Origin of the sequence: Enterobacter sp. CRENT-193 (assembly GCF_002787395.1) — a bacterium.
Lineage (GTDB): Bacteria > Pseudomonadota > Gammaproteobacteria > Enterobacterales > Enterobacteriaceae > Enterobacter > Enterobacter hormaechei_C.
This window is the reverse complement of the sequence record NZ_CP024812.1, coordinates 913,140-938,275: the sequence shown is the minus strand read 5'-3', so window position 1 is coordinate 938,275 and position 25,136 is coordinate 913,140. Positions and strand designations below refer to the sequence as shown.

General features: G+C 57.0%; 19 protein-coding genes. 7 read left to right on the top strand and 12 right to left on the bottom strand.

Features of this window, described 5'->3' with window-relative positions; all coding sequences use genetic code 11:
• Nucleotides 1-32: 32 nt before the first annotated feature.
• Complete coding sequence (locus CU081_RS04640; RefSeq protein ID WP_003862061.1) at nucleotides 33-392, bottom strand: YijD family membrane protein; 360 nt, start codon at nucleotides 390-392, stop codon at nucleotides 33-35.
• 9 nt (nucleotides 393-401) lie between these two features.
• A complete protein-coding gene (gene fabR, locus CU081_RS04635) occupies nucleotides 402-1,040 on the bottom strand; it encodes an HTH-type transcriptional repressor FabR (RefSeq protein WP_003862059.1) in 639 nt (212 codons plus the stop codon).
• Nucleotides 1,041-1,236: 196 nt separating this feature from the next.
• Here fabR and sthA point away from each other — a divergent pair, with 196 nt between their 5' ends.
• Nucleotides 1,237-2,637, top strand: a complete 1,401-nt coding sequence (gene sthA / locus CU081_RS04630) for a Si-specific NAD(P)(+) transhydrogenase (RefSeq protein WP_003862057.1) — start codon at nucleotides 1,237-1,239, stop codon at nucleotides 2,635-2,637.
• Here the strand turns inward: sthA and oxyR are convergent.
• The 4 genes from oxyR to argC form a co-directional block, all read right to left on the bottom strand.
• Nucleotides 2,620-3,537 (bottom strand): DNA-binding transcriptional regulator OxyR, encoded by a 918-nt coding sequence (oxyR, locus tag CU081_RS04625; protein ID WP_008501786.1) that lies wholly within the window; start codon nucleotides 3,535-3,537, stop codon nucleotides 2,620-2,622. The genes sthA and oxyR overlap by 18 nt on opposite strands.
• Before the next feature lie 305 nt (nucleotides 3,538-3,842).
• Complete coding sequence (gene argH / locus CU081_RS04620) at nucleotides 3,843-5,216, bottom strand: argininosuccinate lyase (RefSeq protein ID WP_003862053.1); 1,374 nt, start codon at nucleotides 5,214-5,216, stop codon at nucleotides 3,843-3,845.
• A 105-nt stretch (nucleotides 5,217-5,321) separates the two neighbouring features.
• Nucleotides 5,322-6,098 (bottom strand): acetylglutamate kinase, encoded by a 777-nt coding sequence (gene argB / locus CU081_RS04615; protein ID WP_086527949.1) that lies wholly within the window; start codon nucleotides 6,096-6,098, stop codon nucleotides 5,322-5,324.
• Nucleotides 6,099-6,104: 6 nt separating this feature from the next.
• Complete coding sequence (gene argC / locus CU081_RS04610) at nucleotides 6,105-7,109, bottom strand: N-acetyl-gamma-glutamyl-phosphate reductase (protein WP_022652055.1); 1,005 nt, start codon at nucleotides 7,107-7,109, stop codon at nucleotides 6,105-6,107.
• 88 nt (nucleotides 7,110-7,197) lie between these two features.
• Here argC and argE point away from each other — a divergent pair, with 88 nt between their 5' ends.
• From argE to gldA, 3 genes are all read left to right on the top strand, one after another.
• The gene (gene argE / locus CU081_RS04605) at nucleotides 7,198-8,349 is read left to right on the top strand and encodes an acetylornithine deacetylase (RefSeq protein WP_003862050.1); all 1,152 of its coding nucleotides are present in this window, start codon (nucleotides 7,198-7,200) and stop codon (nucleotides 8,347-8,349) included.
• 271 nt (nucleotides 8,350-8,620) lie between these two features.
• The gene (gene ppc / locus CU081_RS04600) at nucleotides 8,621-11,272 is read left to right on the top strand and encodes a phosphoenolpyruvate carboxylase (RefSeq protein WP_003862049.1); all 2,652 of its coding nucleotides are present in this window, start codon (nucleotides 8,621-8,623) and stop codon (nucleotides 11,270-11,272) included.
• 206 nt (nucleotides 11,273-11,478) lie between these two features.
• Nucleotides 11,479-12,582 carry a bifunctional L-1,2-propanediol dehydrogenase/glycerol dehydrogenase gene (gldA, locus tag CU081_RS04590; protein ID WP_003862047.1) on the top strand — a complete coding sequence of 368 codons (1,104 nt, stop codon included), beginning with the start codon at nucleotides 11,479-11,481 and terminating at the stop codon, nucleotides 12,580-12,582.
• A gap of 92 nt (nucleotides 12,583-12,674) precedes the next feature.
• Here the strand turns inward: gldA and katG are convergent, their stop codons facing one another.
• From katG to metB, 4 genes are all read right to left on the bottom strand, one after another.
• Nucleotides 12,675-14,855: a catalase/peroxidase HPI gene (gene katG / locus CU081_RS04585; RefSeq protein WP_003862046.1), complete on the bottom strand. Its 2,181-nt coding sequence runs from the start codon at nucleotides 14,853-14,855 to the stop codon at nucleotides 12,675-12,677.
• 144 nt (nucleotides 14,856-14,999) lie between these two features.
• Complete coding sequence (gene metF / locus CU081_RS04580; protein WP_003862045.1) at nucleotides 15,000-15,890, bottom strand: methylenetetrahydrofolate reductase; 891 nt, start codon at nucleotides 15,888-15,890, stop codon at nucleotides 15,000-15,002.
• A 226-nt stretch (nucleotides 15,891-16,116) separates the two neighbouring features.
• On the bottom strand, nucleotides 16,117-18,549 hold the full coding sequence (locus CU081_RS04575) for a bifunctional aspartate kinase/homoserine dehydrogenase II (protein WP_003862044.1): 2,433 nt from the start codon (nucleotides 18,547-18,549) through the stop codon (nucleotides 16,117-16,119).
• 2 nt (nucleotides 18,550-18,551) lie between these two features.
• Nucleotides 18,552-19,712 (bottom strand): cystathionine gamma-synthase, encoded by a 1,161-nt coding sequence (metB, locus tag CU081_RS04570; protein ID WP_003862043.1) that lies wholly within the window; start codon nucleotides 19,710-19,712, stop codon nucleotides 18,552-18,554.
• 275 nt (nucleotides 19,713-19,987) lie between these two features.
• Here metB and metJ point away from each other — a divergent pair, with 275 nt between their 5' ends.
• On the top strand, nucleotides 19,988-20,305 hold the full coding sequence (metJ, locus tag CU081_RS04565; protein ID WP_003862042.1) for a met regulon transcriptional regulator MetJ: 318 nt from the start codon (nucleotides 19,988-19,990) through the stop codon (nucleotides 20,303-20,305).
• A 42-nt stretch (nucleotides 20,306-20,347) separates the two neighbouring features.
• On the opposite strand, the gene CU081_RS04560 is transcribed toward metJ, so the two are convergent.
• Nucleotides 20,348-21,028 carry an oligogalacturonate-specific porin KdgM family protein gene (locus CU081_RS04560; RefSeq protein ID WP_022652056.1) on the bottom strand — a complete coding sequence of 227 codons (681 nt, stop codon included), beginning with the start codon at nucleotides 21,026-21,028 and terminating at the stop codon, nucleotides 20,348-20,350.
• Between the two features lie 321 nt (nucleotides 21,029-21,349).
• Entirely contained in the window at nucleotides 21,350-21,562 is a 213-nt protein-coding gene (gene rpmE, locus CU081_RS04555) for a 50S ribosomal protein L31 (RefSeq protein WP_003862040.1), read from the bottom strand.
• 200 nt (nucleotides 21,563-21,762) lie between these two features.
• On the opposite strand from rpmE, the gene priA reads away from it, so the two are divergent.
• Together priA and cytR are read left to right on the top strand one after the other, a co-directional pair.
• Nucleotides 21,763-23,958 carry a primosomal protein N' gene (gene priA / locus CU081_RS04550; protein ID WP_022652057.1) on the top strand — a complete coding sequence of 732 codons (2,196 nt, stop codon included), beginning with the start codon at nucleotides 21,763-21,765 and terminating at the stop codon, nucleotides 23,956-23,958.
• A 152-nt stretch (nucleotides 23,959-24,110) separates the two neighbouring features.
• Nucleotides 24,111-25,103: a DNA-binding transcriptional regulator CytR gene (cytR, locus tag CU081_RS04545; protein ID WP_371822456.1), complete on the top strand. Its 993-nt coding sequence runs from the start codon at nucleotides 24,111-24,113 to the stop codon at nucleotides 25,101-25,103.
• The last annotated feature ends 33 nt before the right edge of the window (nucleotides 25,104-25,136 follow it).

Genomic DNA, 25,136 nt, shown 5'->3' with positions numbered 1-25,136 from the left:
TACCTGCCCTACAACGACTACAAAACCCTTCTCTACTCCGGCAACTCGCTCTTGCGGCTACGCATGCGAGAGCCAATCCAGAACACCAGCGCCACAGACAGTACCGCAGGCAGGAAGTTAGAGCCAATATCCGGATACTCCGCGCGCACCACCGTGCTATAAAGCAATACACCCAGAATAAAACAGGCTGCGGCCAGTCCCGGTAACCCAACTGGCATCGTGCGGTTCAGATAACGTTGATGCAGGCAGTACACCGTCAGCACCAGCGCGATAATCGGGAAAATCGAGAACGGTACAATTGAGCTGAAAACCGCCGCAAACGTACCATTAATGGATAAGCCAGCGATCAATGCCAGCAACAGCGTTCCTTTATCCTGACCTGACTGTTTCATTACTCACCTTCACTCATCGTTTTGATGTGCCAACTTCTCTTGTTCACGGCGATACCAGTAGTACGCGCCTTTAGAAATCATCCGCAGCTGCAATACCAGTCGCTCTTCGAGTTGCTTACGTTGTTCAATGCTGACATCCAGCGCTTCAGCACCCGCGCTGAACACAATCGTCACCATCGCCTCAGCCTGTGCTTCAGTAAACGCACGCGGCATATGGTTTTCGAGTTCAAGATAGTCGGCAAGTTCCGCGATGAAATGCTGAATTTCACGCGCGACGGCGGCACGAAACGCGGCTGACGTTCCGGAACGCTCACGCAACAGCAGGCGAAACGCGTTAGGGTTATTGCCGATAAATTCCATAAATGTCGACACGGAAGTGCGGATCACGCTGCCGCCCTTGGCGATACGCTGACGCGCCTGACGCATAAGCTGGCGCAGCATCAAACCGCTCTCGTCGACCATGGTCAGGCCCAGTTCATCCACATCACGGAAATGACGATAGAAGGACGTTGGCGCAATCCCGGCCTCGCGCGCCACTTCACGCAGGCTCAAACTGGCAAAACTCCGCTCAGCACTCAGTTGACTGAATGCGGCTTCCACCAGCGAACGCCGGGTTTTCTCTTTTTGTTGTGCTCTTACGCCCATCACGATAGTTGAATCCTTCCAAAGGCCCGTTGGCACTATACCAGAGAATAAAATTAATCTGTTTACCTGACTTTGTGAATGATTGTTTACGCGCGGTTTGTGCTCCACTGCCCGAAAAAAGCACAACGATAATTGGGTTACCCTGGCAATGATGTTATGATTCTGTTGCTTTTATGTATAAGAACAGGTAAGCCTTGCCATGCCACATTCCTACGATTACGACGCAATAGTTATTGGTTCCGGCCCCGGCGGCGAAGGTGCTGCTATGGGTCTGGTAAAACAGGGAGCCAGAGTAGCGGTTATTGAGCGCTACCATAATGTCGGCGGCGGTTGCACCCACTGGGGCACCATCCCTTCGAAAGCCCTCCGCCACGCCGTTAGCCGCATTATCGAATTTAACCAGAACCCTCTTTACAGCGACCACTCCCGACTTCTTCGCTCCTCCTTTGCCGATATCCTGAATCACGCAGACACGGTCATTAACCAGCAGACGCGCATGCGTCAGGGTTTCTATGAGCGCAACCACTGTGAAATTCTGCAAGGGAACGCGCATTTTGTGGATGAACACACCCTGGCGCTGGAGTGCCACGACGGTTCGGTTGAGACGCTCACCGCTGAAAAATTTGTGATCGCCTGCGGCTCCCGTCCTTACCATCCGGCAGACGTGGATTTCTCGCACCCGCGCATTTACGACAGCGACTCCATCCTCAGCCTGCACCACGAGCCACGCCATGTGATCATTTATGGTGCGGGGGTGATTGGCTGTGAATATGCGTCGATCTTCCGCGGAATGGAGGTCAAAGTTGATTTGATCAACACCCGCGACCGGCTGCTGGCGTTCCTCGATCAGGAGATGTCAGATTCCCTCTCTTACCACTTCTGGAACAGTGGCGTGGTGATTCGCCACAACGAAGAGTACGAGAAAATCGAAGGCTGCGATGACGGTGTGATCATGCACCTGAAATCCGGTAAGAAGCTGAAAGCCGACTGCCTGCTGTATGCCAACGGCCGTACCGGCAACACGGATTCATTGCAGCTGGAGAATATCGGGCTTGAAACCGACAGCCGCGGTCAGCTCAAGGTCAACAGCATGTACCAGACTGCGCTGCCGCACGTTTACGCGGTGGGCGACGTGATTGGTTACCCAAGCCTGGCCTCCGCCGCTTACGATCAGGGCCGCATCGCCGCACAGGCGCTGGTGAAAGGTGAAGCGACGGCGCATCTGATTGAAGATATCCCGACGGGCATCTACACCATTCCGGAAATCAGCTCTGTCGGCAAAACCGAGCAGCAGCTGACGGCCATGAAGGTGCCTTACGAGGTGGGTCGTGCCCAGTTTAAACATCTGGCGCGGGCGCAAATCGTGGGAATGAGCGTGGGTACACTGAAGATCCTGTTCCATCGCGAGACGAAAGAGATCCTCGGTATTCACTGCTTCGGTGAACGCGCGGCGGAAATCATTCATATCGGCCAGGCGATCATGGAGCAAAAAGGTGGTGGCAACACCATTGAGTACTTCGTTAACACCACCTTTAACTACCCGACCATGGCGGAAGCTTATCGGGTCGCTGCGCTGAACGGCTTAAACCGCCTGTTTTAACGCGCTGTCAAAATGGCCATCCATCGCACCGCGGATGGCCTCTGCCAGCTGCTCATAGCGGCTGCGCAGCGGTGACCCCGGACGATAAACCAGACCAATGGTGCGACGCGGCTCCGGCTTAATACACGGCAGATAGACCACGCCATCACGTTTACGCTCGTGCGGCACCGCCAGCGCCGGCAACAGCGTAATACCGCTTCCCGCCGCCACCATATTACGCAGCGTTTCCAGGCTGGTTGCGCGGAAATGGGTATCTTCATCGGCACCCGCTTCGAAGCAGAAGCCCATCGCCTGATCGCGCAGACAGTGGCCGTCTTCCAGCATCAGCAGTTTTTCACCGGCCAGATCGGCCATCGGTACGCGATCGCGGTTCGCCCACGGGTGATCTTCATAAATCGCCAGCATCATCGGCTCATCGAACAGCGGTACTTCAATAAACGCTTCACTCTCTTTAACGAGCGCCAGAATCGCACAGTCGAGCTTACCGCTGTCTAACTGCGCCAGCAGCTGATGGGTTTGCGCTTCATGCAGGTACATTTCGAGTTTCGGGAACGTCTGGTGCAGCATCGGAATGATGTGCGGCAACAGGTACGGGCCAACGGTTGGGATCAGGCCAATATGCAGCGGGCCGGACATCGCTTCCCCCTGCTGGCTTGCCATTTCCTTGAGCACTTTGACCTCGCGCAGTACGGTGCGCGCCTGATCCACCAGCAGCAGACCTGCCTGCGTGAACAGTACTTTACGACTGGTGCGCTCCAGCAGCATCACGCCCAGCTCATCTTCCAGCTTGCGGATCTGACCGCTCAGCGTTGGCTGGCTGACATGGCAGGAGTCTGCCGCGCGGCGAAAATGGCGATGCTCAGCTAACGCTACCAGGTATTCAAGATCACGAATATTCATTATTCATCCTCCGTCGCCACGATAGTTCATGGCGATAGATAGCATAGCAACGAACGATTATCCCTATCAAGCATTCTGTTGAATAATACATCACATAGACGAGGCGGCACGTGTTTGACCCTTGACGTCCCCGCACCGTCAGCGAGTTTCTCTCAAAACTCGAAAAACTAAAGCCAACGTGAACTTTTGCGGACCCCGTGGTCCGCTTTTTTTTGCGTAAAAAAAAGCCCAGCACTAAGCCAGGCTCCGTTTTTCTCCCTCTCCCAGTGGGAGAGGGCCGGGGTGAGGGCACCAGCCCGCACGGTTTAAACCAACCGGTTTTTCGCATCCGCAATCGCCTGCGCTACCTGCTTCGGTGACACGCCGCCTTTCGCTGCACGCTTATCCAGGCAGGATTGCAGGGCCAGAATCGGGTAGACATCATCCCCGATAACCGCGCTGAATTTTTGCAGGTCGGCAAGCGCCAGCTCTTCAAGGGCTTTACCCTGACGAATCGCTTCCACTACCGCTTCACCCACAATATGGTGTGCCTCGCGGAACGGTACGCCTTTCGCCACCAGGTAGTCCGCCAGCTCGGTAGAGTTAGCATACCCCTGCTGCGCCGCTTCCTGGCAGCGCGGACGTTTCACCTGAATGCCGTCCAGCACCAGCGCGCCCATATGCAGACAGTCCAGCCAGGTGTCGAGCGCGTCGAACAGCCCCTCTTTGTCTTCCTGCATGTCTTTGTTGTACGCCAGCGGCAGCCCTTTCAGAGTCATCATCATACCGGTCAGCGCACCCTGCACGCGGCCACATTTCCCGCGGATCAGCTCCAGCGCGTCCGGGTTTTTCTTCTGCGGCATCAGGGAGGAGCCGGACGTCACACGGTCGGACAGCTCCACAAACCCGGCTTCGCCAGAGTTAAAGAAGATCAGGTCTTCGGCAAAGCGCGACAGGTGCACCATCCCGATAGACGCATTTGAGAGCAGTTCCAGCACGTGGTCACGGTCAGAGACGCTGTCCAGACTATTGCGGGTGGCGGAGGCAAAGCCCAGCCAGCCTGCCAGCTGCTCACGGTCAATTTCATAAGCCGTGCCGGCAAGCGCGCCGCTGCCCAGCGGGCTCACGTCCAGACGCTTTAAGGTATCCTGTAAACGGCTCTCATCACGCGCCAGCATCTCAACATAGGCCAGACACCAGTGCGCGAACGTCACCGGCTGCGCGCGTTGCAGGTGGGTATAACCCGGCATCACCGCGTCCTGATTGTTCTGCGCGGTGTCCACCAGCGCGCCCTGCAACTGACGATTCGCCGCCAGCAGTTCGCCGACGGTCTCTTTGCACCACAGCTTCAGGTCGGTCGCCACCTGGTCATTACGGCTACGCCCGGTATGGAGCTTTTTACCCAACTGGCCGACTTTGTCGATCAGTTTGCCTTCCACCCAGCTGTGAATATCTTCAGCATCGCTCTGGAGGATTTGCTGCGGATCCAGACGCACCTCTTCCAGCAGATTGTTCAGCGCCTCTTCCAGCTGCTGCTGTTCGTCTGCGGTCAGCACGCCAACGGTCACCAGCGCTTTGGACCAGGCCACAGAGCCGACAATATCCTGTTCGGCCAGGCGGTAGTCGAAGCGCAAAGAGTCGTTGAACTGTTTGAACCGCTGATCCGCTGCCTGTGTAAAACGCCCACCCCAAAGTGCCATAACGAATTTCCTTAATGATGATATTTTTGCCCGGTGGCGCTGCGCTTACCGGGCCTACAAAATTCACGTAGGCCGGATAAGCAAAGCGCCATCCGGCACAGAAACTTAAGCCAGAATACGCGTACCAATCGGCGTACCGTTAAACAGCGCCGGGAGTTGCTCCGCGTGCCGCCAGGAGGCGATATCCACCGGGCGACCCAACGTGCGGGCCGCATCCAGCGCCGCATTCACTTTAACAATCATGCCGTCGGTGATAATGCCTTGATCGATCAGCTGCTCGGCTTTTGCGGCGGTCATTTCCGCAATACGCTGGCCTTTGCCGTCCAGTATGCCGCTCACGTCGGAGAGCAAGATCAGGTCTGCGCCCAGCGTGGCCGCCAGCGCGGTTGCCGCCTGGTCAGCGTTAACGTTCATCAGCTCGCCCTCTTCGGTCACGCCGATTGAGCTTACCACCGGCAGGAAACCGCCTTCCAGCAGGGTGTTAATCAGCTTAGGCGAACCCGGCTGCGCCAGTCCAACATGGCCAAGCTCTTCGTCGAGCTGGGTCACTTTCACGCTATCGCCATCGCCCAGACAGAGGCCAACGGAGGCGATATGGTGTTTCTTCGCCCACGCCAGCAGCGTTTTGTTCGCTGTGCCCGCCAGCGCGCCGGTAATGATGTCAATCTGGTCGGCAGGCGTCACGCGCAGGCCATTTTTCTTTTTCACCGGCAGGTTGAGCCCTTTCATCAGCTCATCCACCACACAGCCGCCGCCGTGCACAATCACCAGCGGACGTTGGTGTGATTCACGATAGTTCACCAGTGCGTTAAACAGGCGCTCCAGCGCTTCTTCGCTGTCCAGCAGTACACCACCGAGTTTGATAATTAATGGGTTCATCATCACACCTTAAATAAGAGCCTGCGTTTCAGGGAAGCCGAAACGAATATTTGCACACTGCATTGCCTGTGCGGCAGCGCCTTTGAGTAGGTTATCTTCTGCTGCCACCACGATGAGATGCTCACCCTGCACGGCAAAGCCGATATCGCAGAACGGCAGGCCGACCACATTTTTCAGCGCCGGCACGCCTTTGTCGTACAGGCGCACCAGCGGTTTATCCGCATACGCCTGCGTGAAGACCTCGTTCACCTGTTCTTTGGTCACACCCGGCTTCAGGCGGCAGGTAATGGTTTCGAGGATCCCGCGCGGGAAGCTGCCCAGATGCGGGGTGAAAATGACGTCCGCGCCCAGATGCGTCGTGATTTCAGGATGATGACGGTGGTTAAACACGCCATACGGCTGAAGGCTCACTTCGCAGAAGCTGTTGGAGATTGCCGCTTTGCGCCCGGCGCCGCTCACGCCACTGGTGGCGTTGATCACCGGCCACTGGTTCAGATCCAGCAACCCGGCGTCGATCAGCGGCTTCAGGGAAAGCTGCGCCGCCGTCGGGTAGCATCCCGGAACGGCAATCAGGTTCGCTTCTTTCAGTTTATCTGCGCTCCACTCCGCCAGGCCGTACACCGCTTTTTCAAGCAGATCCGGATGCTGGTGGGTGAAACCGTAATATTTTTCGTAGAACGCGCCGTCGTTAACGCGGAACGCGCCGGAGAGATCGAACACCACGCATCCGGCTGCCAGGAACTGCGGCGCCAGGTCGTGACTGACCTCGTGTGCGGTGGCTAAAAACACCACGTCAACGCCGTCGGTAAACTCGCTGATGTCAGACATGGGCTGCAAAGGCAAATCAACCACGCCCTTAAGTTGTGGATGCAAATCGGAAATTAACTTTCCGGCATCATTGCTTTGCGCTGACACGGTCAAAGCGGTTATGGTCATATGAGGGTGGCGATTTACGTAGCTTACAAGCTCTGCGCCCGCATAACCGCTAGCGCCTACAATCAGCGTATTCAACATCGGGTTCCTTTATGCTCAACGTTAATGTATTTTTATTCACATTTATTGCATGAATATTGATACTATCACGACCTAAGGTGTGTCAACAATGAAAATGAACTTACCGCCATTTATCGAGATTTACCGCGCCCTGATCGCCACACCCTCCATCAGCGCGACGGAAGAAGCCCTGGATCAGAGCAATGAGTCTTTAATCAATCTGCTGGCGGGTTGGTTTAGCGATCTTGGGTTTAACGTTGAGGTTCAGCCCGTCCCCGGAACACGCCACAAATTTAACCTGCTCGCCAGTACCGGACATGGCGCGGGCGGCCTGCTGCTGGCTGGGCACACTGACACCGTGCCGTTTGATGATGGCCGCTGGACGCGCGATCCGTTCACGCTGACCGAGCATGACAACAAGCTTTATGGTCTGGGCACCGCCGACATGAAAGGCTTCTTCGCCTTTATCCTCGACGCGCTGCGTGACGTGGACGTGACGAAGCTGAAAAAACCGCTCTACATTCTGGCGACCGCCGATGAAGAGACCAGCATGGCGGGCGCACGTTATTTCTCTGAAAACACATCGATTCGTCCTGACTGCGCGATCATCGGCGAACCAACCTCTCTGCAACCGATTCGGGCGCACAAAGGCCATATTTCTACCGCGGTGCGCGTACTGGGCCAGTCTGGCCACTCCAGCGATCCGGCGCGCGGCGTGAACGCCATTGAGCTGATGCATGACGCGATTGGCCGCATCATGACCCTGCGCGACGATCTGAAAGAGCGCTATCACTACGAGGCGTTCACCGTGCCTTACCCAACGCTTAACCTCGGCAGCCTGCACGGCGGTGATGCGTCCAACCGTATCTGCGCCTGCTGCGAACTGCATATGGATATCCGTCCTCTGCCGGGTATGACGCTGAGCGATCTGGATGGCTTACTGAACGAAGCGCTGGCACCGGTCAGCGAGCGCTGGCCGGGCCGTCTGACGGTCTCCGAACTGCATCCGCCGATTCCAGGCTACGAATGCCCGCCTGACCATCAGCTGGTTCAGGTAGTGGAAAAACTGCTCGGCGAGAAAACCGACGTGGTGAACTACTGCACCGAAGCGCCGTTTATTCAGACGCTGTGCCCGACGCTGGTTCTGGGCCCTGGCTCCATCAACCAGGCACACCAGCCGGACGAATATCTCGAAACCCGCTTCATCAAGCCCACCCGCGAACTCATTACCCAGGTTGTGCATCACTTCTGCTGGCATTAAAACCGCACCGAAAAGTCCCCTCTCCCTGTGGGAGAGGGTTAGGGTGAGGGCAACAAATCGCATGATCACCGTCACATTTCCATAAGCATCTCTTATCTGACGCAATGCGAATTAAATTTCGTAAATTGCCCGCATTTATTCGTCTGCTGAACCGTTTTCGCAGCAATTGACGACGGGGGTTTTACGTGGCTTTATAAAGGGAGATGACAAAATAATGTCCAGAAGATTTTCGCCTGGGCATAAACAAAAATGATGGGGTGACTGGGTTTTTATGAACGAACAATATTCCGCGTTGCGTAGTAATGTCAGTATGCTCGGCAAAGTGCTTGGAGATACCATCAAAGACGCACTGGGGGAGAACATCCTCGACCGCGTTGAAACCATCCGCAAGCTGTCCAAATCTTCCCGCGCCGGTAATGAGGCCAACCGTCAGGAGCTGCTTACCACCTTGCAGAACCTCTCCAACGATGAGCTGCTGCCCGTTGCCCGCGCCTTCAGCCAGTTCCTAAACCTGGCAAACACCGCTGAGCAATACCACAGCATTTCGCCAAAAGGCGAAGCGGCCAGCAACCCGGAAGTCATTGCCCGCACCCTTCGTAAACTCAAAGACCAGCCCGACCTCAACGAAGCGACCATCAAAAAAGCGGTGGAATCCCTTTCGCTGGAGCTGGTGCTGACCGCACACCCAACCGAAATCACCCGTCGTACGCTGATCCACAAAATGGTGGAAGTGAACAACTGTCTGAAGCAGTTGGATAACAAAGACATCGCCGACTACGAACGTAACCAGCTTATGCGCCGCCTGCGCCAGCTGATTGCCCAGTCCTGGCACACCGATGAAATTCGTAAGCATCGCCCAAGCCCGGTCGACGAAGCCAAGTGGGGCTTTGCGGTGGTGGAAAACAGCCTGTGGGAAGGGGTACCCAACTACCTGCGCGAGCTGAACGAACAGCTGGAAGAAAATCTGGGCTATCGCCTGCCGGTCGACTTTGTGCCGGTTCGCTTCACCTCCTGGATGGGCGGCGACCGCGACGGCAACCCGAACGTGACGGCGGAAATCACCCGTCACGTCCTGCTGCTGAGCCGCTGGAAAGCGACCGACCTGTTCCTGAAAGATATCCAGGTACTGATCTCCGAGCTGTCGATGGTGGAAGCGACGCCGGAACTGCGCGCGCTGGCCGGTGAAGAAGGCGCCAGCGAGCCGTACCGCTTCCTGATGAAAAAGCTGCGCGGTCAGCTGATGGCCACTCAGGCCTGGCTGGAAGCGCGCCTGAAAGGCCAGCGCCTGCCGAAGCCGGAAGGTCTGCTGAGCCAGAACGAACAGCTCTGGGAGCCTCTATACGCCTGCTATAAATCGCTCCAGGCTTGTGGGATGGGCATCATTGCCAACGGCGAACTGCTCGACACCCTGCGCCGCGTGAAGTGTTTCGGCGTGCCGCTGGTGCGTATCGACGTTCGTCAGGAAAGTACCCGTCATACCGAAGCGCTGGGCGAGCTGACCCGCTACCTCGGCATTGGCGACTACGAAAGCTGGTCAGAAGCCGACAAACAGGCGTTCCTGATCCGCGAGCTGAACTCCAAGCGCCCGCTGCTGCCGCGCAACTGGGAGCCAAGCAATGACACCCGCGAAGTGCTCAACACCTGTAAAGCGATTGTAGATGCGCCGAAAGGATCTGTGGCCGCCTACGTGATCTCCATGGCGAAGACCCCGTCCGACGTGCTGGGCGTTCACCTTCTGCTGAAAGAAGCGGGCATTGACTATGCTCTGCCGGTAGCACCGCTATTTGAGACTCTCGACGACCTGAACAACGCTAACGACGTGATGACCCAGCTGCTGAACATCGACTGGTATCGCGGCTTTATTCAGGGCAAACAGATGGTGATGATCGGCTATTCCGACTCCGCGAAAGATGCGGGGGTGATGGCAGCCTCCTGGGCGCAGTATCAGGCACAGGATGCACTGATCAAAACCTGTGAGAAAGCCGGTATCGAGCTGACCCTGTTCCACGGACGCGGTGGCTCAATTGGTCGTGGCGGTGCGCCTGCACACGCGGCGCTGCTCTCTCAACCACCAGGAAGCCTGAAAGGCGGCCTGCGCGTGACCGAGCAGGGCGAGATGATCCGCTTCAAGTACGGCCTGCCGGAAGTGACCATCAGCAGCCTGTCGCTTTATACCAGCGCGATCCTCGAAGCCAACCTGCTGCCGCCGCCGGAGCCAAAAGAATCCTGGTGCCGGATTATGGACGAACTGTCTGACATCTCCTGCGATCTGTACCGCGGCTACGTGCGTGAAAACAAAGACTTTGTCCCTTACTTCCGCTCGGCCACGCCTGAACAGGAGCTGGGTAAACTGCCGCTGGGTTCGCGCCCGGCCAAGCGTCGTCCGACCGGCGGCGTTGAATCCCTGCGCGCCATTCCATGGATCTTCGCCTGGACGCAAAACCGCTTAATGCTGCCAGCCTGGCTGGGTGCCGGTGCGGCGCTGCAAAAAGTGGTGGAAGACGGTAAGCAGAGCGAACTGGAAACCATGTGCCGCGGCTGGCCATTCTTCTCTACCCGTCTGGGAATGCTGGAGATGGTCTTCTCGAAGGCCGACCTGTGGCTGGCGGAATACTACGATCAGCGCCTGGTGAAGCCGGAGCTGTGGGCGCTGGGCAAAGAGCTGCGCGAACTGCTGGAAGGCGACATCAAAGTGGTGCTGGATATCGCCAATGACTCCCACCTGATGGAAGACCTGCCGTGGATCGCCGAGTCTATCCAGCTGCGTAACATCTACACCGACCCGCTGAACGTTTTACAGGCTGAACTGCTGCACCGTTCGCGTCTGGCGGAAGAGGAAGGTAAAGAGCCGGATCCACGCGTTGAACAGGCGCTGATGGTAACGATAGCAGGCGTTGCGGCAGGTATGCGTAACACCGGTTAATGCTCAGTGCCCGGCAGCGCTACGCTTGCCGGGCACTTCTCGATCTTCCCCCTTCCCTGATCTCCCCCTCAATCTTTGCCACCGGTAAGGCAATCACGTTTCCCTTAGACGTAGCGCAACAAATGACCGGCACGCCGGGAGTAGAGTCACTCTTAGTGCAGTTCGAACAGGACAGAATTTACCTCAAACACTAAGGGAGTAATGTTATGGACCGTGTCATTCAATCCCCGGGAAAATACATCCAGGGCGCAGATGTTCTTACTCGCCTCGGCGACTACCTGAAGCCGCTGGCGAATCGCTGGCTGGTGGTGGGCGATAAATTTGTGCTGGGTTTTGCTGAAGAAACCCTGCGTCAGAGTTTTAAAAAAGCCGGACTCCATGCCGAAATCGCACCGTTTGGTGGCGAATGTTCGCAAAATGAAATCGATCGCCTGAAAAAGCTGGCCGACAGCGCCGACTGCCTGGCGGTGCTGGGTATCGGCGGCGGAAAAACGCTGGATACCGCCAAAGCGCTGGCCCACTTTATGGACGTGCCGGTGGCCATTGCCCCGACCATTGCCTCCACCGATGCGCCGTGCAGCGCCCTCTCCGTGATTTATACCGACAGCGGTGAGTTCGATCGCTACCTGATGCTGCCGCACAACCCGAACATGGTGATTGTCGATACCAAAGTGGTGGCAGGCGCACCTGCGCGCCTGCTGGCCGCCGGGATTGGCGATGCACTGGCAACCTGGTTTGAAGCGCGCGCCTGTTCGCGCAGCGGCGCCACGACCATGGCGGGTGGCAAGTGCACGCAGGCAGCGTTAGCGCTGGCAGAGCTGTGCTACAACACGCTGGTTGAAGAGGGCGAGAAAGCGATGCTGGCGGCAGAGCAGCACGTGGTCACACCGGCGCTGGAACGCATTATCGAAGCCAACACCTATCTCAGCGGGGTGGGCTTTGAAAGCGGCGGGCTGGCGGCGGCGCATGCCATTCACAACGGCATGACGGCGGTGCCGGATGCGCATCATTTTTACCATGGTGAAAAAGTCGCGTTCGGCACGCTGACACAGCTGGTGCTGGAAAATGCGCCGGTAGAAGAAATTGAGACCGTCGCCGCGCTTTGCCACAGCGTTGGGCTGCCGATCACCCTGGCGCAGCTGAACATCAAAGAGGATATTCCGGCCAAAATGCGGCTGATCGCGGAAGCGTCCTGCGCCGAAGGTGAAACCATTCACAACATGCCTGGCGGCGTCACGCCGGATCAGGTCTATGCGGCGCTGCTGGTGGCCGACCAGTATGGACAGCGATTCTTGCAGGAGTGGGAGTAACGAAAAAAGCCGGGTGGCGCTGCGCTTACCCGGCCTACATGGCACTTTAATTTGTAGGCCGGGTAAGGCGTAGCCGCCACCCGGCACATGGGTTACTTCACGTCAAACCGGTCCAAATCCATCACTCGCGCCCACGCGGCAACAAAATCACGGACGAACTTCTCGTGTGCATCACTGCTGGCGTAAACTTCGGCCAGCGCACGCAGGACGGCGTTTGAACCGAAGACCAGATCGGCGCGGGTGGCGGTGTATTTCACTTCCCCGCTGGCGCGATCGCTACCGGCAAACAGCTCGTTTGAGTCATCGGTCGCTTTCCACTGGGTGTTCATATCCAGCAGATTAACGAAGAAGTCGTTGCTCAGCACGCCCTCGCGGTTGGTAAACACGCCATTCTTGCTGCCATCGAAGTTTGCACCCAGTACGCGCAGACCGCCGATTAGCACCGTCAGTTCCGGCGCGGTCAGGGTCAGCTGCTGGGCTTTGTCGATCAGCAGCGACTCGGTGGTGGACACATCCACCTGCGCACGGTAGTTGCGGAAACCGTCGGCAACCGGTTCGAGCAGGTTAAACATCTCGATGTCCGTCTGGTCCTGACGCGCATCTACGCGGCCTGGGGTAAACGGTACGTTGACGTAAACGCCTGCCGCTTTCGCCGCCTGCTCAACGCCCACAACACCTGCCAGCACGATGATATCGGCCAGTGAGGCTTTATTAGTGGTGCGCTGAATAGCTTCCAGAGCCGGTAACGCCCGTACCGCCGCGGCGTTCACATCCCAGTCGCGCTGAGGCGCCAGCGCCAGACGCGCGCCGTTAGCGCCGCCACGCTTGTCGCCGCCGCGGAAGGTCGATGCCGACGCCCAGGCCACGGAAACCAGCTCGCTCACGGAGAGACCAGAGGCCGCGATTTCCGCTTTCAGGCTTTCAATATCTTCCTGCGTCGGATGGAACACCGGCTGAGGCAGCGGATCCTGCCAAATCAAATCTTCTTTCGGCACTTCCGGGCCAATGTACCGCGCTTTTGGCCCCATATCGCGATGGGTCAGCTTGAACCACGCGCGCGCAAAGGCTTCGTTGAAGGCCTGCGGATCGTTCAGGAAGCGACGGGAAATTTTCTCGAATTCCGGATCAAAACGCAGCGTCAGGTCGGTGACCAGCATGGTTGGCTTGCGTTTTTTCGACGGGTCAAACGGGTCAGGCATAATTTCTGGCGCATCCACGGCTTCAAACTGAATGGCGCCCGCCGGGCTACGCGTCTGCACCCATTCGTATTTGAACAGGTTCTCGAAGAAGTAGTTGCTCCACTGGGTCGGGGTTTGAGACCAGATAACTTCCAGCCCGGAGGTGATGGCGTCAGCGCCAATACCGGTGCCGTGCGTGCTGGCCCAGCCCAGACCCTGCGCTTCAATCGGCGACGCTTCCGGGTCAGTGCCCACATGCGTGGCTTCGCCTGCGCCGTGCGTTTTACCGAGCGTATGGCCGCCTGCAATCAGCGCGACGGTCTCTTCGTCGTTCATGCCCATATTGCCAAAGGTAGCGCGGATCGCCGCCGCCGCAGACAGCGGTTCACCGCTGGCGTTTGGCCCTTCGGGGTTAACGTAAATCAGGCCCATTTCAGTGGCCGCAAGCGGGCGCTTCGCCAGCGCTTCCGGGTCACGGTGGGTCAGCCAGGCTTTTTCATCGCCCCAGTTCACGTCCAGATCCGGTTCCCAGACGTCTTCACGCCCGGCACCGAAACCAAAAGTGCGGAAGCCGGAGTTCTCCAGCGCCACGTTACCCGCGAGGATAAACAGGTCGGCCCAGGAGATTTTTTGTCCGTATTTTTGCTTAACTGGCCACAGCAGACGGCGAGCCTTATCCAGGCTGACGTTATCAGGCCAGGAGTTCAGCGGCGCAAAACGTTGCTGGCCGCGCCCCGCGCCGCCGCGACCGTCAACGGAGCGATAGGTACCCGCACCGTGCCAGGCCATACGAATAAACAGGCCCGCATAGCTTCCCCAGTCGGCAGGCCACCACGGTTGTGAGTCAGTTAAAAGGGCTTTGAGATCGCCCTTAAGGGCGGAATAGTCGAGCTTGCTGAATTCTTTGCGGTAGTCGAAGTCTTCACCCAGCGGGTTCGAACGGTTGGAATGTTGGTTTAGAAGATCGATGCGGAGTTGTTTAGGCCACCAATCTTTGCTGCCGGTACCTGCACCCGCGCTGTGATCGACGCCGCCCTGGTGGAACGGACATTTGCCGGCGGATGCCGCGTTATTGGTCTCGTCTGACATGCTCATCGCTATGCTCCCTTTACAGTGTTACCGTTACGATATACACCACTAGCGATAAGAGATAGTTGAATTAATCCACAGATTCGATAGCTAATACCTTTTAACTCTCTGTTCGATTAAAAAGCCCTCGTTTTATGAGGGCTTTTTACTTTACAGCGCCGGGCGAACACCGAGCGTATGGCAAATGGCATAGCTCATTTCCGCGCGATTCAGGGTATAGAAATGGAAATCTTTCACCCCTTCGCGGCTTAAAATCTTCACCATGTCCATCGCGATATTGGCTCCCACCAGCTTGCGGGTTTCCGGGTCGTCGTCCAGCCCTTCATACATTTTGGACATCCACAGCGGAATGCGCACGTTGGTCATATCCGCGAATTTCTTCGCCTGTTTGAAGTTCGAGACCGGCAGAATACCAGGGATGATTTCGACATCAATACCTGCCGAGACGCAGCGGTCACGAAAGCGCAGGTAGCTTTCAACGTCAAAGAAGAACTGAGTAATCGCACGGTTAGCACCAGCCTCCACTTTACGCTTCAGGTTGAGCAGATCCGCCTGGGCACTTTTGGCTTCCGGGTGAACTTCAGGGTAGGCGGCCACGGAGATATCAAAGTCGGCAACGTCTTTCAGCAGGCCGACCAGATCGGCGGCAAACATCTCTGGCTTACCGCTGCCTGGCGGGAGGTCGCCGCGCAGGGCCACAATGTGGCGAATGCCGTTATTCCAGTAGTCCTGGGCAATGGCGCGCAGTTCATCACGGGTGGCGTCGATACAGGTCAGGTGCGGCGCCGCTTCCAGACCGGTTCGGTCTTTAATGCCCTTAATGATGCTGTGCGTGCGGTCACGCTCACCGGAGTTGGCGCCGTAGGTCACGGAGACGAACTTCGGCTTGAGGCTGCTCAGGCGATCGATAGAGCTCCACAGGGTTTGCTCCATTTCACTGGTGCGCGGCGGGAAAAATTCAAAAGAGACGTTAATCTGGCCGTTTACTTCGGCCAGGCTCTGGTTCAGTGCTTCCCGCTGGTTGGCGTGAAAAAAGCTCATACCCTACCCCTATCAATCGCGTGTCATTGTCTGTTGTGTTGTGAACTTCTATACGTTTAGACGTCCAGATGTAAAAATGACGGAAAAGCGGGATGACGTCAACAGAAATAATCAACATTAACGGTGAGGTTTGTTCAGGGAAGATGAAGGGCATTCATGATGGGGGTGAGTGCGGTCTGATACCCTCACCCCGACCCTCTCCCACAGGGAGAGGGAAATGCAGACGTTACAGCAGCTTAGCCAGACGATTAATGTCGGACTGAATGGCTCCGGCGGTGACATCGCGCCCCGCGCCCGGGCCACGGATCACCAGCGGGTTATCGCGGTACCAGCGGCTTTCGATGGCGAAGACGTTGTCGCATGGCAGGAGCGCCGCCAGCGGATGTTCAGGACGCACCGCCTCCACGCCCACGCGCGCTTTACCGTTCGCCTCGAAGCGCGCCACGTAACGCAGCACCAGCCCCATCTCGTTAGCTGCTTCCAGACGTTGCACCATCTGCTCGTTCAGCTCGTCGCCGTTCTCGAAGAAGTGATCGACGGACCCTTCCTCGCAGCCCGCAGGCACCAGCGACTCAACGCGTACCTGACCCGGCTCAATGTCGTAGCCGGCTTCACGCGCCAGGATCACCAGCTTGCGCATCACGTCTTTACCGGCAAGGTCAACGCGCGGATCCGGCTCGGTTAAACCCTGCTGCCACGCCTGATCCACCAGGTCGGTGAACGGCACGGTGCCGTCAAATTGCAGGAACAGCCAGGAGAGCGTGCCGGAGAAGATCCCGCTCAGCGCCAGAATGCTGTCGCCGCTTTCAATCAGATCGCGCACGGTATGGTTAACCGGCAGACCTGCGCCAACAGTGGCGTTATACAGCCAGTGACGACCCGTTTTTTCGAACGCGTCGTGGATCTGGCGATATTTATCAGTGCTGCTCGCGCCCGCCAGCTTGTTGGCGCTGATGACGTGGAACCCGTGGCTGGCGAAATCCAGATACTGATCGGCCAGCTGCTCGCTGGCGGTCACATCCAGCACTACCAGATCGTCATACGGGTGCGCACGCATCCACAGGAACAGCGACTCTTCATCTTGCTCGACGGCTTCATCATTAAAGAAGGCCAGCGCGCGGCTGGCATCCAGCCCTTCGTAGTTCAGCAGGCTGCGGCGGCTGTCCACCACGCCTGCGAGAATGAATTCGAACCCGGTACGCGCCGAGAGCGTGACCTGTTCGCGGGCGAACAGCTCCAGCCAGCGGGAACCGATGTTGCCTTTACCAAACAGCACCAGGCCGATGCGTTTTTCCGCACGGAACAGGGAGGTATGCAGGCCCTGAATCAGGCTTTCGGTTGGCCCTTTACGCAGAACGGCAACCAGGCTGATGCCCTCTTCTGATTGCCAGGTGAACTCCACCGGCTGGCCTTTCAGCTGCTGCCAGAAGCGGTGGCAGTGCAGCGGGTTACGGGTGACGCCCGCGCCTACCATCGCCACCAGCGCCAGCCCCTGACGCAGGCGAAGCTCGCCCGGCAGGCCCGCTTCATCCAGAATTTTCAGGGCGCTGTCCACCACTTCGGCGGTATAGCAGAACTGCAACAGCTGGCGATCGTTATGCACGCCAACGGCCAGCGGACGCACCTGAGCACGTTTCAGGATGGTGTCGATATCTTTGTGCGCCAGTTTGAAATCCTGGCCCGCAGGCACCTGGAACTCAATCAGGCAGATGTCATCGTGGCTGGTGACAATGCGCGCGCCCGTACCGGATGCCAGCACGCGCTCGATGCGGGTGGAACCCTGATCCGGCGTGTAGCTACAGCGTAGTTGCAGGTCGATGTCGCTGCCGGAAACCGGCTGTAGCGTGCGCGCGTGCAGCACCGGGGCCGCCAGACGCGCCAGCTCGCTCGCTTCGTCGAGACGCAGCAGCGGCAGCAGGCAGGCATCTTTCACTTTGCGCGGGTCCGCGCTGTAGACACCGGCCACGTCGCTCCAGATGGTGACGCGGGACACGCCCGCCAGGGCACCAATCTGTGTTGCCGAGTAGTCAGAGCCGTTACGGCCCAGCAGAACGGTTTCGCCGGCATTGCTGCGGCTGATAAAGCCGGTGACGACAATACGTTTACCGGGATGTTGCACCAGCAGCTGTTGCAGCAGCGGGTAGGACAACCCTTCGTCCACCTGCGGCTGCGCGGCACGTTCGGCACGCAGGAAATCACGCGCGTCGAGCCAGGCGGCTTCCACACCCAGGTGTTGCAGCACGGCGGCCATCAGGCGCGCAGACCACACTTCACCGTGGCCAACCACTTCGGCATACACCGCATCGGTAATGCCGCTGTCCAGCAGAGCGGCCAGACGCTCAAGGTCGTGCGTAAAAGCGCTAATCAGCCCGTCCGCCACGTCCGCAGGCAGCAAACCGGCAATCAGTTCGCTCTGGTAACGACGTAAGGACTGTTGCACCTGATGCGCAGAGAGGCGATCGGTCTGGCTCAGTTTCAGCCAGCTAATCAACTGGTTGGTGGTGCTGCCTGCCGCAGAGACAACCATCATGTCCCCCGGCTGTGAATACTCGGTCATGATCCCTGCGACACGCAGGTAACATTTCACATCAGCAAGACTACTACCACCAAACTTGTGCAGCTGACGACCCTTCGCCCCTGCCTGCGCTATCACACTCATGATTACCCCTTGGCTGCGACCCGGAAGCCATTTTCCAGATCGGCAATTAAATCTTCAGAATCTTCAATACCGGTCGAGATACGTAGCAGCGTCTCGGAAATCCCGGCGGCGGCACGTGCTTCGGGTGCCATACCTGCGTGCGTCATGGTTGCGGCGTGGGAGATCAAGCTTTCTACTCCCCCTAAGGATTCCGCCAGCGTAAACAATGACAACCCGCTCAGGAAGCGACGCAGCGTTTGCTCGTCACCGTCCAGTTCAAAACTTAACATCGCGCCAAATCCTTTCTGTTGGCGCGCGGCAATCTCGTGCCCCTGGTTTTCCGGCAGCGACGGGTGATAAAGCTTTTTCACCAGCGGCTGGTTTTTCAGGAAATCCACGATCGCCTGGGCATTACGCTGCGCCACGTCCATACGCGGTGATAGCGTGCGAATACCGCGCAGCAGCAAATAGCTGTCGAACGCGCCCGCGGTGACGCCAATGTTATTGGCCCACCATGCCAGTTCGGTGACAACGTCGGGATCTTTGGCAATCACCACGCCCGCCACCACGTCAGAATGGCCGTTCAGATATTTCGTGCATGAATGCAACACCAGATCGGCACCCAGTGCCAGTGGGTTCTGAAGGGCCGGACTGAGGAACGTATTATCCACTACACTTATCGCTCCCGCATCCCTTGCGAGCTGACAAATTTTCGCAATATCGACTACGCGCAACAATGGATTGCTTGGACTTTCCACCAGAACCAGCTTCGGCTGCTCGGCAAGCGCCTGTTTCAGCGCCTGTTCGTCGTTTTGATCGACAAACAGCACACGGTAGCAGCCACGTTTCGCCAGGCTATCAAACAGACGATAGCTGCCGCCGTAACAGTCGTGTGGTGCCACCAGCAGATCGCCAGGTTTCAGGAACACCGTGGTTACCAGGTGAATGGCAGACATGCCGGTATTGGTTAATACCGCCCCTGCGCCGCCTTCCAGTTCCGCCAGCGCTCGCTGGGTGACGTCGCGCGTAGGATTGCCGCGACGCGAGTAGTCATGCGCGCGAGGTTCATTAAATCCGGTGAAATTATAGGTACTGGAGAGATGAATTGGCGGGACAACGCAGCCGTACTGCTCGTCATCATTCAATCCGCTACGCACTGCGATGGTGGCCTGTTTACGCGTCATGGTGAGGCTTCCTGGCGAATGAGGTGAAAAGTCAGGCACCAGAGTAAACATTGAAAGTATGGACGTCAATACATCTGGACATCTAAACTTCTTTGCGTATAGATTGAGCTATGCGCAAATAGCCGTTAAAATTATATGCTTTAGGACACGCTACAGCGGCAATATCCGTGCCTCGGTATCGTCTCTACGGTAAACTACGCAAGATTACGGTTCAAAACTGATGGTTACGGGTTTTGCACCTTTAGATTAATGACTGAGAGGATTAAAGGTATCTCATGGCTGAATGGAGCGGCGAATATATCAGCCCATACGCTGAGCACGGTAAGAAGAGTGAGCAAGTCAAGAAAATCACGGTGTCCATTCCTCTGAAGGTGTTGAAGATCCTCACCGATGAACGTACGCGTCGTCAGGTGAACAACCTGCGTCACGCCACCAACAGCGAACTGCTGTGCGAAGCGTTCCTGCATGCGTTTACCGGCCAACCGTTGCCGAACGATGACGATCTGCGTAAAGAACGCAGTGACGAAATCCCGGAAGAGGCGAAGGTGATCATGCGTGAACTGGGTATCGACCCGGAGACCTGGGAATACTAACAGCGATGCGGTCCCGCTGAGGGTGCTCAGCGGGATGGTTTCTCAGAAGTTGTAACCTAAGCCGACACGCAGACGCGTTTGTCGGTCGTCAGTGGTAGCAGTGTTATAGCCGGAAGAGACATTACCCACCTCCACGAATGGCACCCACGAATCGATGTTATACGCCACGCGGAAGTTATATTCGTAATCCTCTTTTTTGTTGTTATACAGATCTTCGTTGTCGGCGAATTTATAAATTCCGTTCAGCTCAAACATCCAGTTATCAATATTATATCCCAGCCACATTTCCGGGCGATATACCAGTCTGTCATCTTTGCCGTCTGCATTACGGCGGGTATATTCGGTACGATAACGGAACGCCGTCCACCAGCTTTCATTAATATTATACTGTACGCGTAAATAGGGTTTATAAATAGCCATGTCGTCACCCATTTCAACCGCGACACCCGGCTGCCAGATAAATCCCTGCCAGGTAAACTGGTAGCTGGCAGTATATTCGTTGCTGTTACTCTCCATATTATTGAGCGCATCATTAGATTGCTTTTCGTCTGAGCGTGAGACGGCCTCTACGGCCACACCAAAGCCCGTCCCGAAACGGTGTGACATGTACACACGGTCATAGTTACGTCCATCGTCGTAATACTCGTGTCGGTAATCAACATATCCCGCCTGCGCCGCGCACGATAGTAATGGAAGCACGAATAAAAGTTGCTTCAGTTTCATCCTTTTTCCCTCAAAGTAAATACACCCTGAAAGCCATCGCTGTTGAAATGGCAAATAAGAATTTATGTCGAGCGCAGTGTAATTTTACACCCAGAGGGAAACCTTTTATTTATTGCCATATCCGGCAATAAAATGGCAAACAGGCCAAGAATACAGAGATAAAGCTCACTATCCGTATAAATAGGAATATATTAAGACACGGTGATTATTTTTCGGAAAAATTAAAATATATATTTGAAGAGGAAATATAAATACAGAATTAATTCAGGAGAGATATTACAGGCACAAAAAAACCGCCCGGAGGCGGTTTCTTCTGGATGCTTATTTAGCGCCCGGGATGCTGAAACGCTTGTTGAAGCGGTCAACACGGCCACCGGTTGCAACATCACGCTGCTTACCAGTGTAGAACGGGTGGCATTTGCCGCACACGTCCAGGTTCAGATCGTGACCCACGGTAGAGCGGATCTGGATAGAGTTACCGCAAGAGCAGTTTGCAGTAATCATTTCGTATTTCGGGTGAATATCTTTTTTCATGGGAGAACCTCAGTTAAGGCCGCGTCGCTCTTCCAGCCCTAACGCCAGACACCACGCGATGTTGAATGTAAGTTCTTTGGCGTAAAATACACCAAAGGCGGCGAATCATACAGAATTTGACCAACGTATGCAAACTGATCCGCACGCCGCTTTCACTAATGTGTATACTAACGCGCCACTTTTCAAGTCAGGAAGATTCGATGCCCGTCGCTCACGTTGCCCTGCCCGTTCCGCTTCCCCGCACCTTTGACTACCTGCTGCCCGACAGCATGAGCGCCAAAGCGGGCTGTCGCGTGACCGTGCCGTTTGGCAAACAGCAGCGCGTGGGGATCGTGGTGTCCGTCAGCGACAAAAGCGAACTGCCGCTTAACGAGCTGAAATCGGTTGTTGAGGTGCTGGACAGCGAGCCGGTTTACTCCACCAGCACCTGGCGACTGCTGCTGTGGGCGGCAGATTATTATCATCATCCGATTGGCGACGTCCTGTTCCATGCCCTGCCCATTATGCTGCGCCAGGGTAAGAGCGCCAGCCACGCGCCAATGTGGTACTGGTTTGCCACCGAGCAGGGCCAGGCGGTGGACATTAACAGCCTGAAGCGCTCGCAAAAACAGCAGCAGGCGTTGGCCGCGCTGCGCCAGGGAAAAATCTGGCGCCATCAGGTCGACGAGCTTGAGGTAAGCGAAACCGCGTTGCAGGCATTAAGGAAGAAAGGGCTGAGCGAGCTGGCCAGTGAAGCACCTGCCCTTCACGACTGGCGCGACGGCTTTTCCGTCTCGGGCGATCGTCTGCGTCTGAATACCGAGCAGGCCACCGCCGTAGGCGCGATTCACAGCGCTGCCGATCGTTTTTCCGCCTGGCTGCTGGCGGGCGTCACCGGCTCCGGTAAAACCGAAGTGTATCTGAGCGTGCTGGAAAACGTGCTCGCGCAGGGCAAACAGGCGCTGGTGATGGTGCCGGAAATCGGCCTGACGCCGCAAACCATCGCGCGTTTCCGTGAACGTTTTAATGCGCCCGTTGAGGTTCTGCACTCCGGCCTGAACGACAGCGAGCGCCTCAGCGCCTGGCTGAAAGCGAAAAACGGCGAAGCGGCGATTGTGATCGGCACCCGTTCATCGCTGTTTACGCCGTTTAAAAATCTCGGCGTTATCGTGATCGATGAAGAGCATGACAGCTCCTATAAACAGCAGGAAGGCTGGCGCTATCACGCCCGCGACTTAGCCGTGTACCGCGCCCACAGCGAGCAAATCCCCATTATTCTCGGGTCTGCCACCCCCGCGCTTGAAACGCTGCACAACGTTCGCCAGCGTAAATACCACATGCTGCGCCTGACGCGCCGCGCGGGAAATGCCCGCCCGGCCATTCAGCATGTGCTGGATCTGAAAGGTCAGCAGGTGCAGGCCGGGTTAGCGCCTGCGCTGATTAGCCGCATGCGTCAGCATTTGCAGGCGGGCAACCAGGTGATCCTGTTCCTGAACCGCCGCGGCTTTGCGCCTGCGCTGCTGTGCCACGACTGCGGCTGGATCGCGGAGTGCCCGCGCTGCGATCACTACTACACCTTCCACCAGGCTCAGCGCCATTTGCGCTGCCACCACTGCGACAGCCAGCGTCCGGTCCCCCGTCAGTGCCCGTCCTGCGGCTCAACGCACATCGTGCCGGTCGGTCTGGGAACGGAACAGCTTGAACAGGCGCTCGCGCCCTTCTTCCCGGATGTGCCCATCTCCCGTATCGACAGGGATACCACCAGCCGTAAAGGGGCGCTTGAGCAGCAACTGGCGGAAGTACATCGTGGCGGCGCGCGTATCCTGATTGGTACTCAGATGCTGGCGAAAGGGCACCACTTCCCGGACGTGACGCTGGTCGCCCTGCTGGACGTCGACGGCGCGCTGTTCTCCGCGGATTTTCGCTCCGCCGAGCGTTTCGCCCAGCTTTATACCCAGGTTGCCGGTCGCGCTGGTCGAGCGGGTAAGCAGGGCGAGGTGGTGCTGCAAACGCACCACCCTGAACATCCGCTGCTGCAAACCCTGCTGCACAAAGGCTATGACGCCTTCGCGGACCAGGCGCTGGCCGAACGTCAGACGATGCAGCTTCCCCCGTGGACCAGCCACGTTATCATCCGTGCGGAAGACCATAATAACCAGCAGGCGCCGCTGTTCCTGCAACAGCTGAGAAACCTCCTGCAAGCCAGCCCGCTGGTGGATAATCAGCTGTGGATTTTAGGCCCGGTACCCGCGCTCGCCCCGAAACGCGGCGGCCGTTTCCGCTGGCAACTCTTACTTCAGCACCCCTCGCGTATCCGTTTACAGCAGATCGTCAGCGGCACGCTGGCGCTGATCAATGCCCTGCCGGAAGCGCGAAAAGTGAAGTGGGTTCTGGACGTCGATCCGATTGAAGGCTGAAGACGGATCGAAAAATTTAATGCGCCTCACACTTTTTATGAAAATTCTGTAACCGATTCCATTAACTATCTGTAAAAATGGTGCGGTCCGCAGTTCGGTGTTCAGGCGAGGAGAAGACGTTGAAGTCCAGGAAAGAGGTTGCCTCGGCGACCATGAAAGACGTTGCCGAGAAAGCACAAGTCTCAACAGCAACCGTGTCCCGCGCATTGATGAACCCTGACAAAGTCTCCCAGGCGACCCGAAACCGGGTTGAAAAGGCGGCGCTTGAGGTCGGTTATTTTCCGCAAGCCATGGGGCGTAACGTAAAACGCAACGAATCCCGCACCATCCTGGTGATCGTGCCGGACATCTGCGATCCCTTCTTCAGCGAAATCATCCGCGGCATTGAAGTCACGGCCGCCGCCCAGGGCTATCTGGTGCTGATTGGCGATTGTGCCCACCAGAACCAGCAGGAAAAAACGTTCATCGACCTGATCATCACCAAGCAGATTGATGGCATGCTGCTGCTTGGCTCACGCCTGCCGTTTGATGCCAGCATTGAAGAACAGCGCAATTTACCGCCGATGGTCATGGCGAACGAATTCGCGCCGGAGCTGGAGCTGCCAACCGTTCATATCGATAACCTCACCGCCGCGTTCAACGCCGTGAACTATCTTCAGGAAATGGGGCATAAGCGCATCGGTTGTATCGCCGGACCAGAAGAGATGCCGCTGTGTCATTACCGCTTGCAGGGCTACGTTCAGGCGCTGCGCCGTACCGGGGCTATCGTCGATCCGCACTACATTGCGCGCGGTGATTTCACCTTTGAAGCGGGCGGGCAGGCGCTGGAAAAATTGCTGGCCTTGCCAGAACCGCCTACCGCGGTCTTCTGCCACAGCGACGTGATGGCGCTAGGGGCGTTATCCTACGCCAAACGTCACGGCCTGCGTGTGCCGCAGGACCTGTCGATAATCGGTTTTGATAATATTTCGCTTTCGGAGTTTTGCGATCCGCCGCTTTCGACCGTTGCACAGCCGCGGTATGACATCGGCCGTGAAGCGATGCTGCTTTTGCTGGATCAGCTGCACGGTCAAACAGTTAGCAGTGGGTCACGGCTACTGGATTGTGAGCTAATTGTGCGCGGCTCTACCCAGGCATTAACTTAAAGTAAATACCTTTCGACACCCTTATCTGGTCAA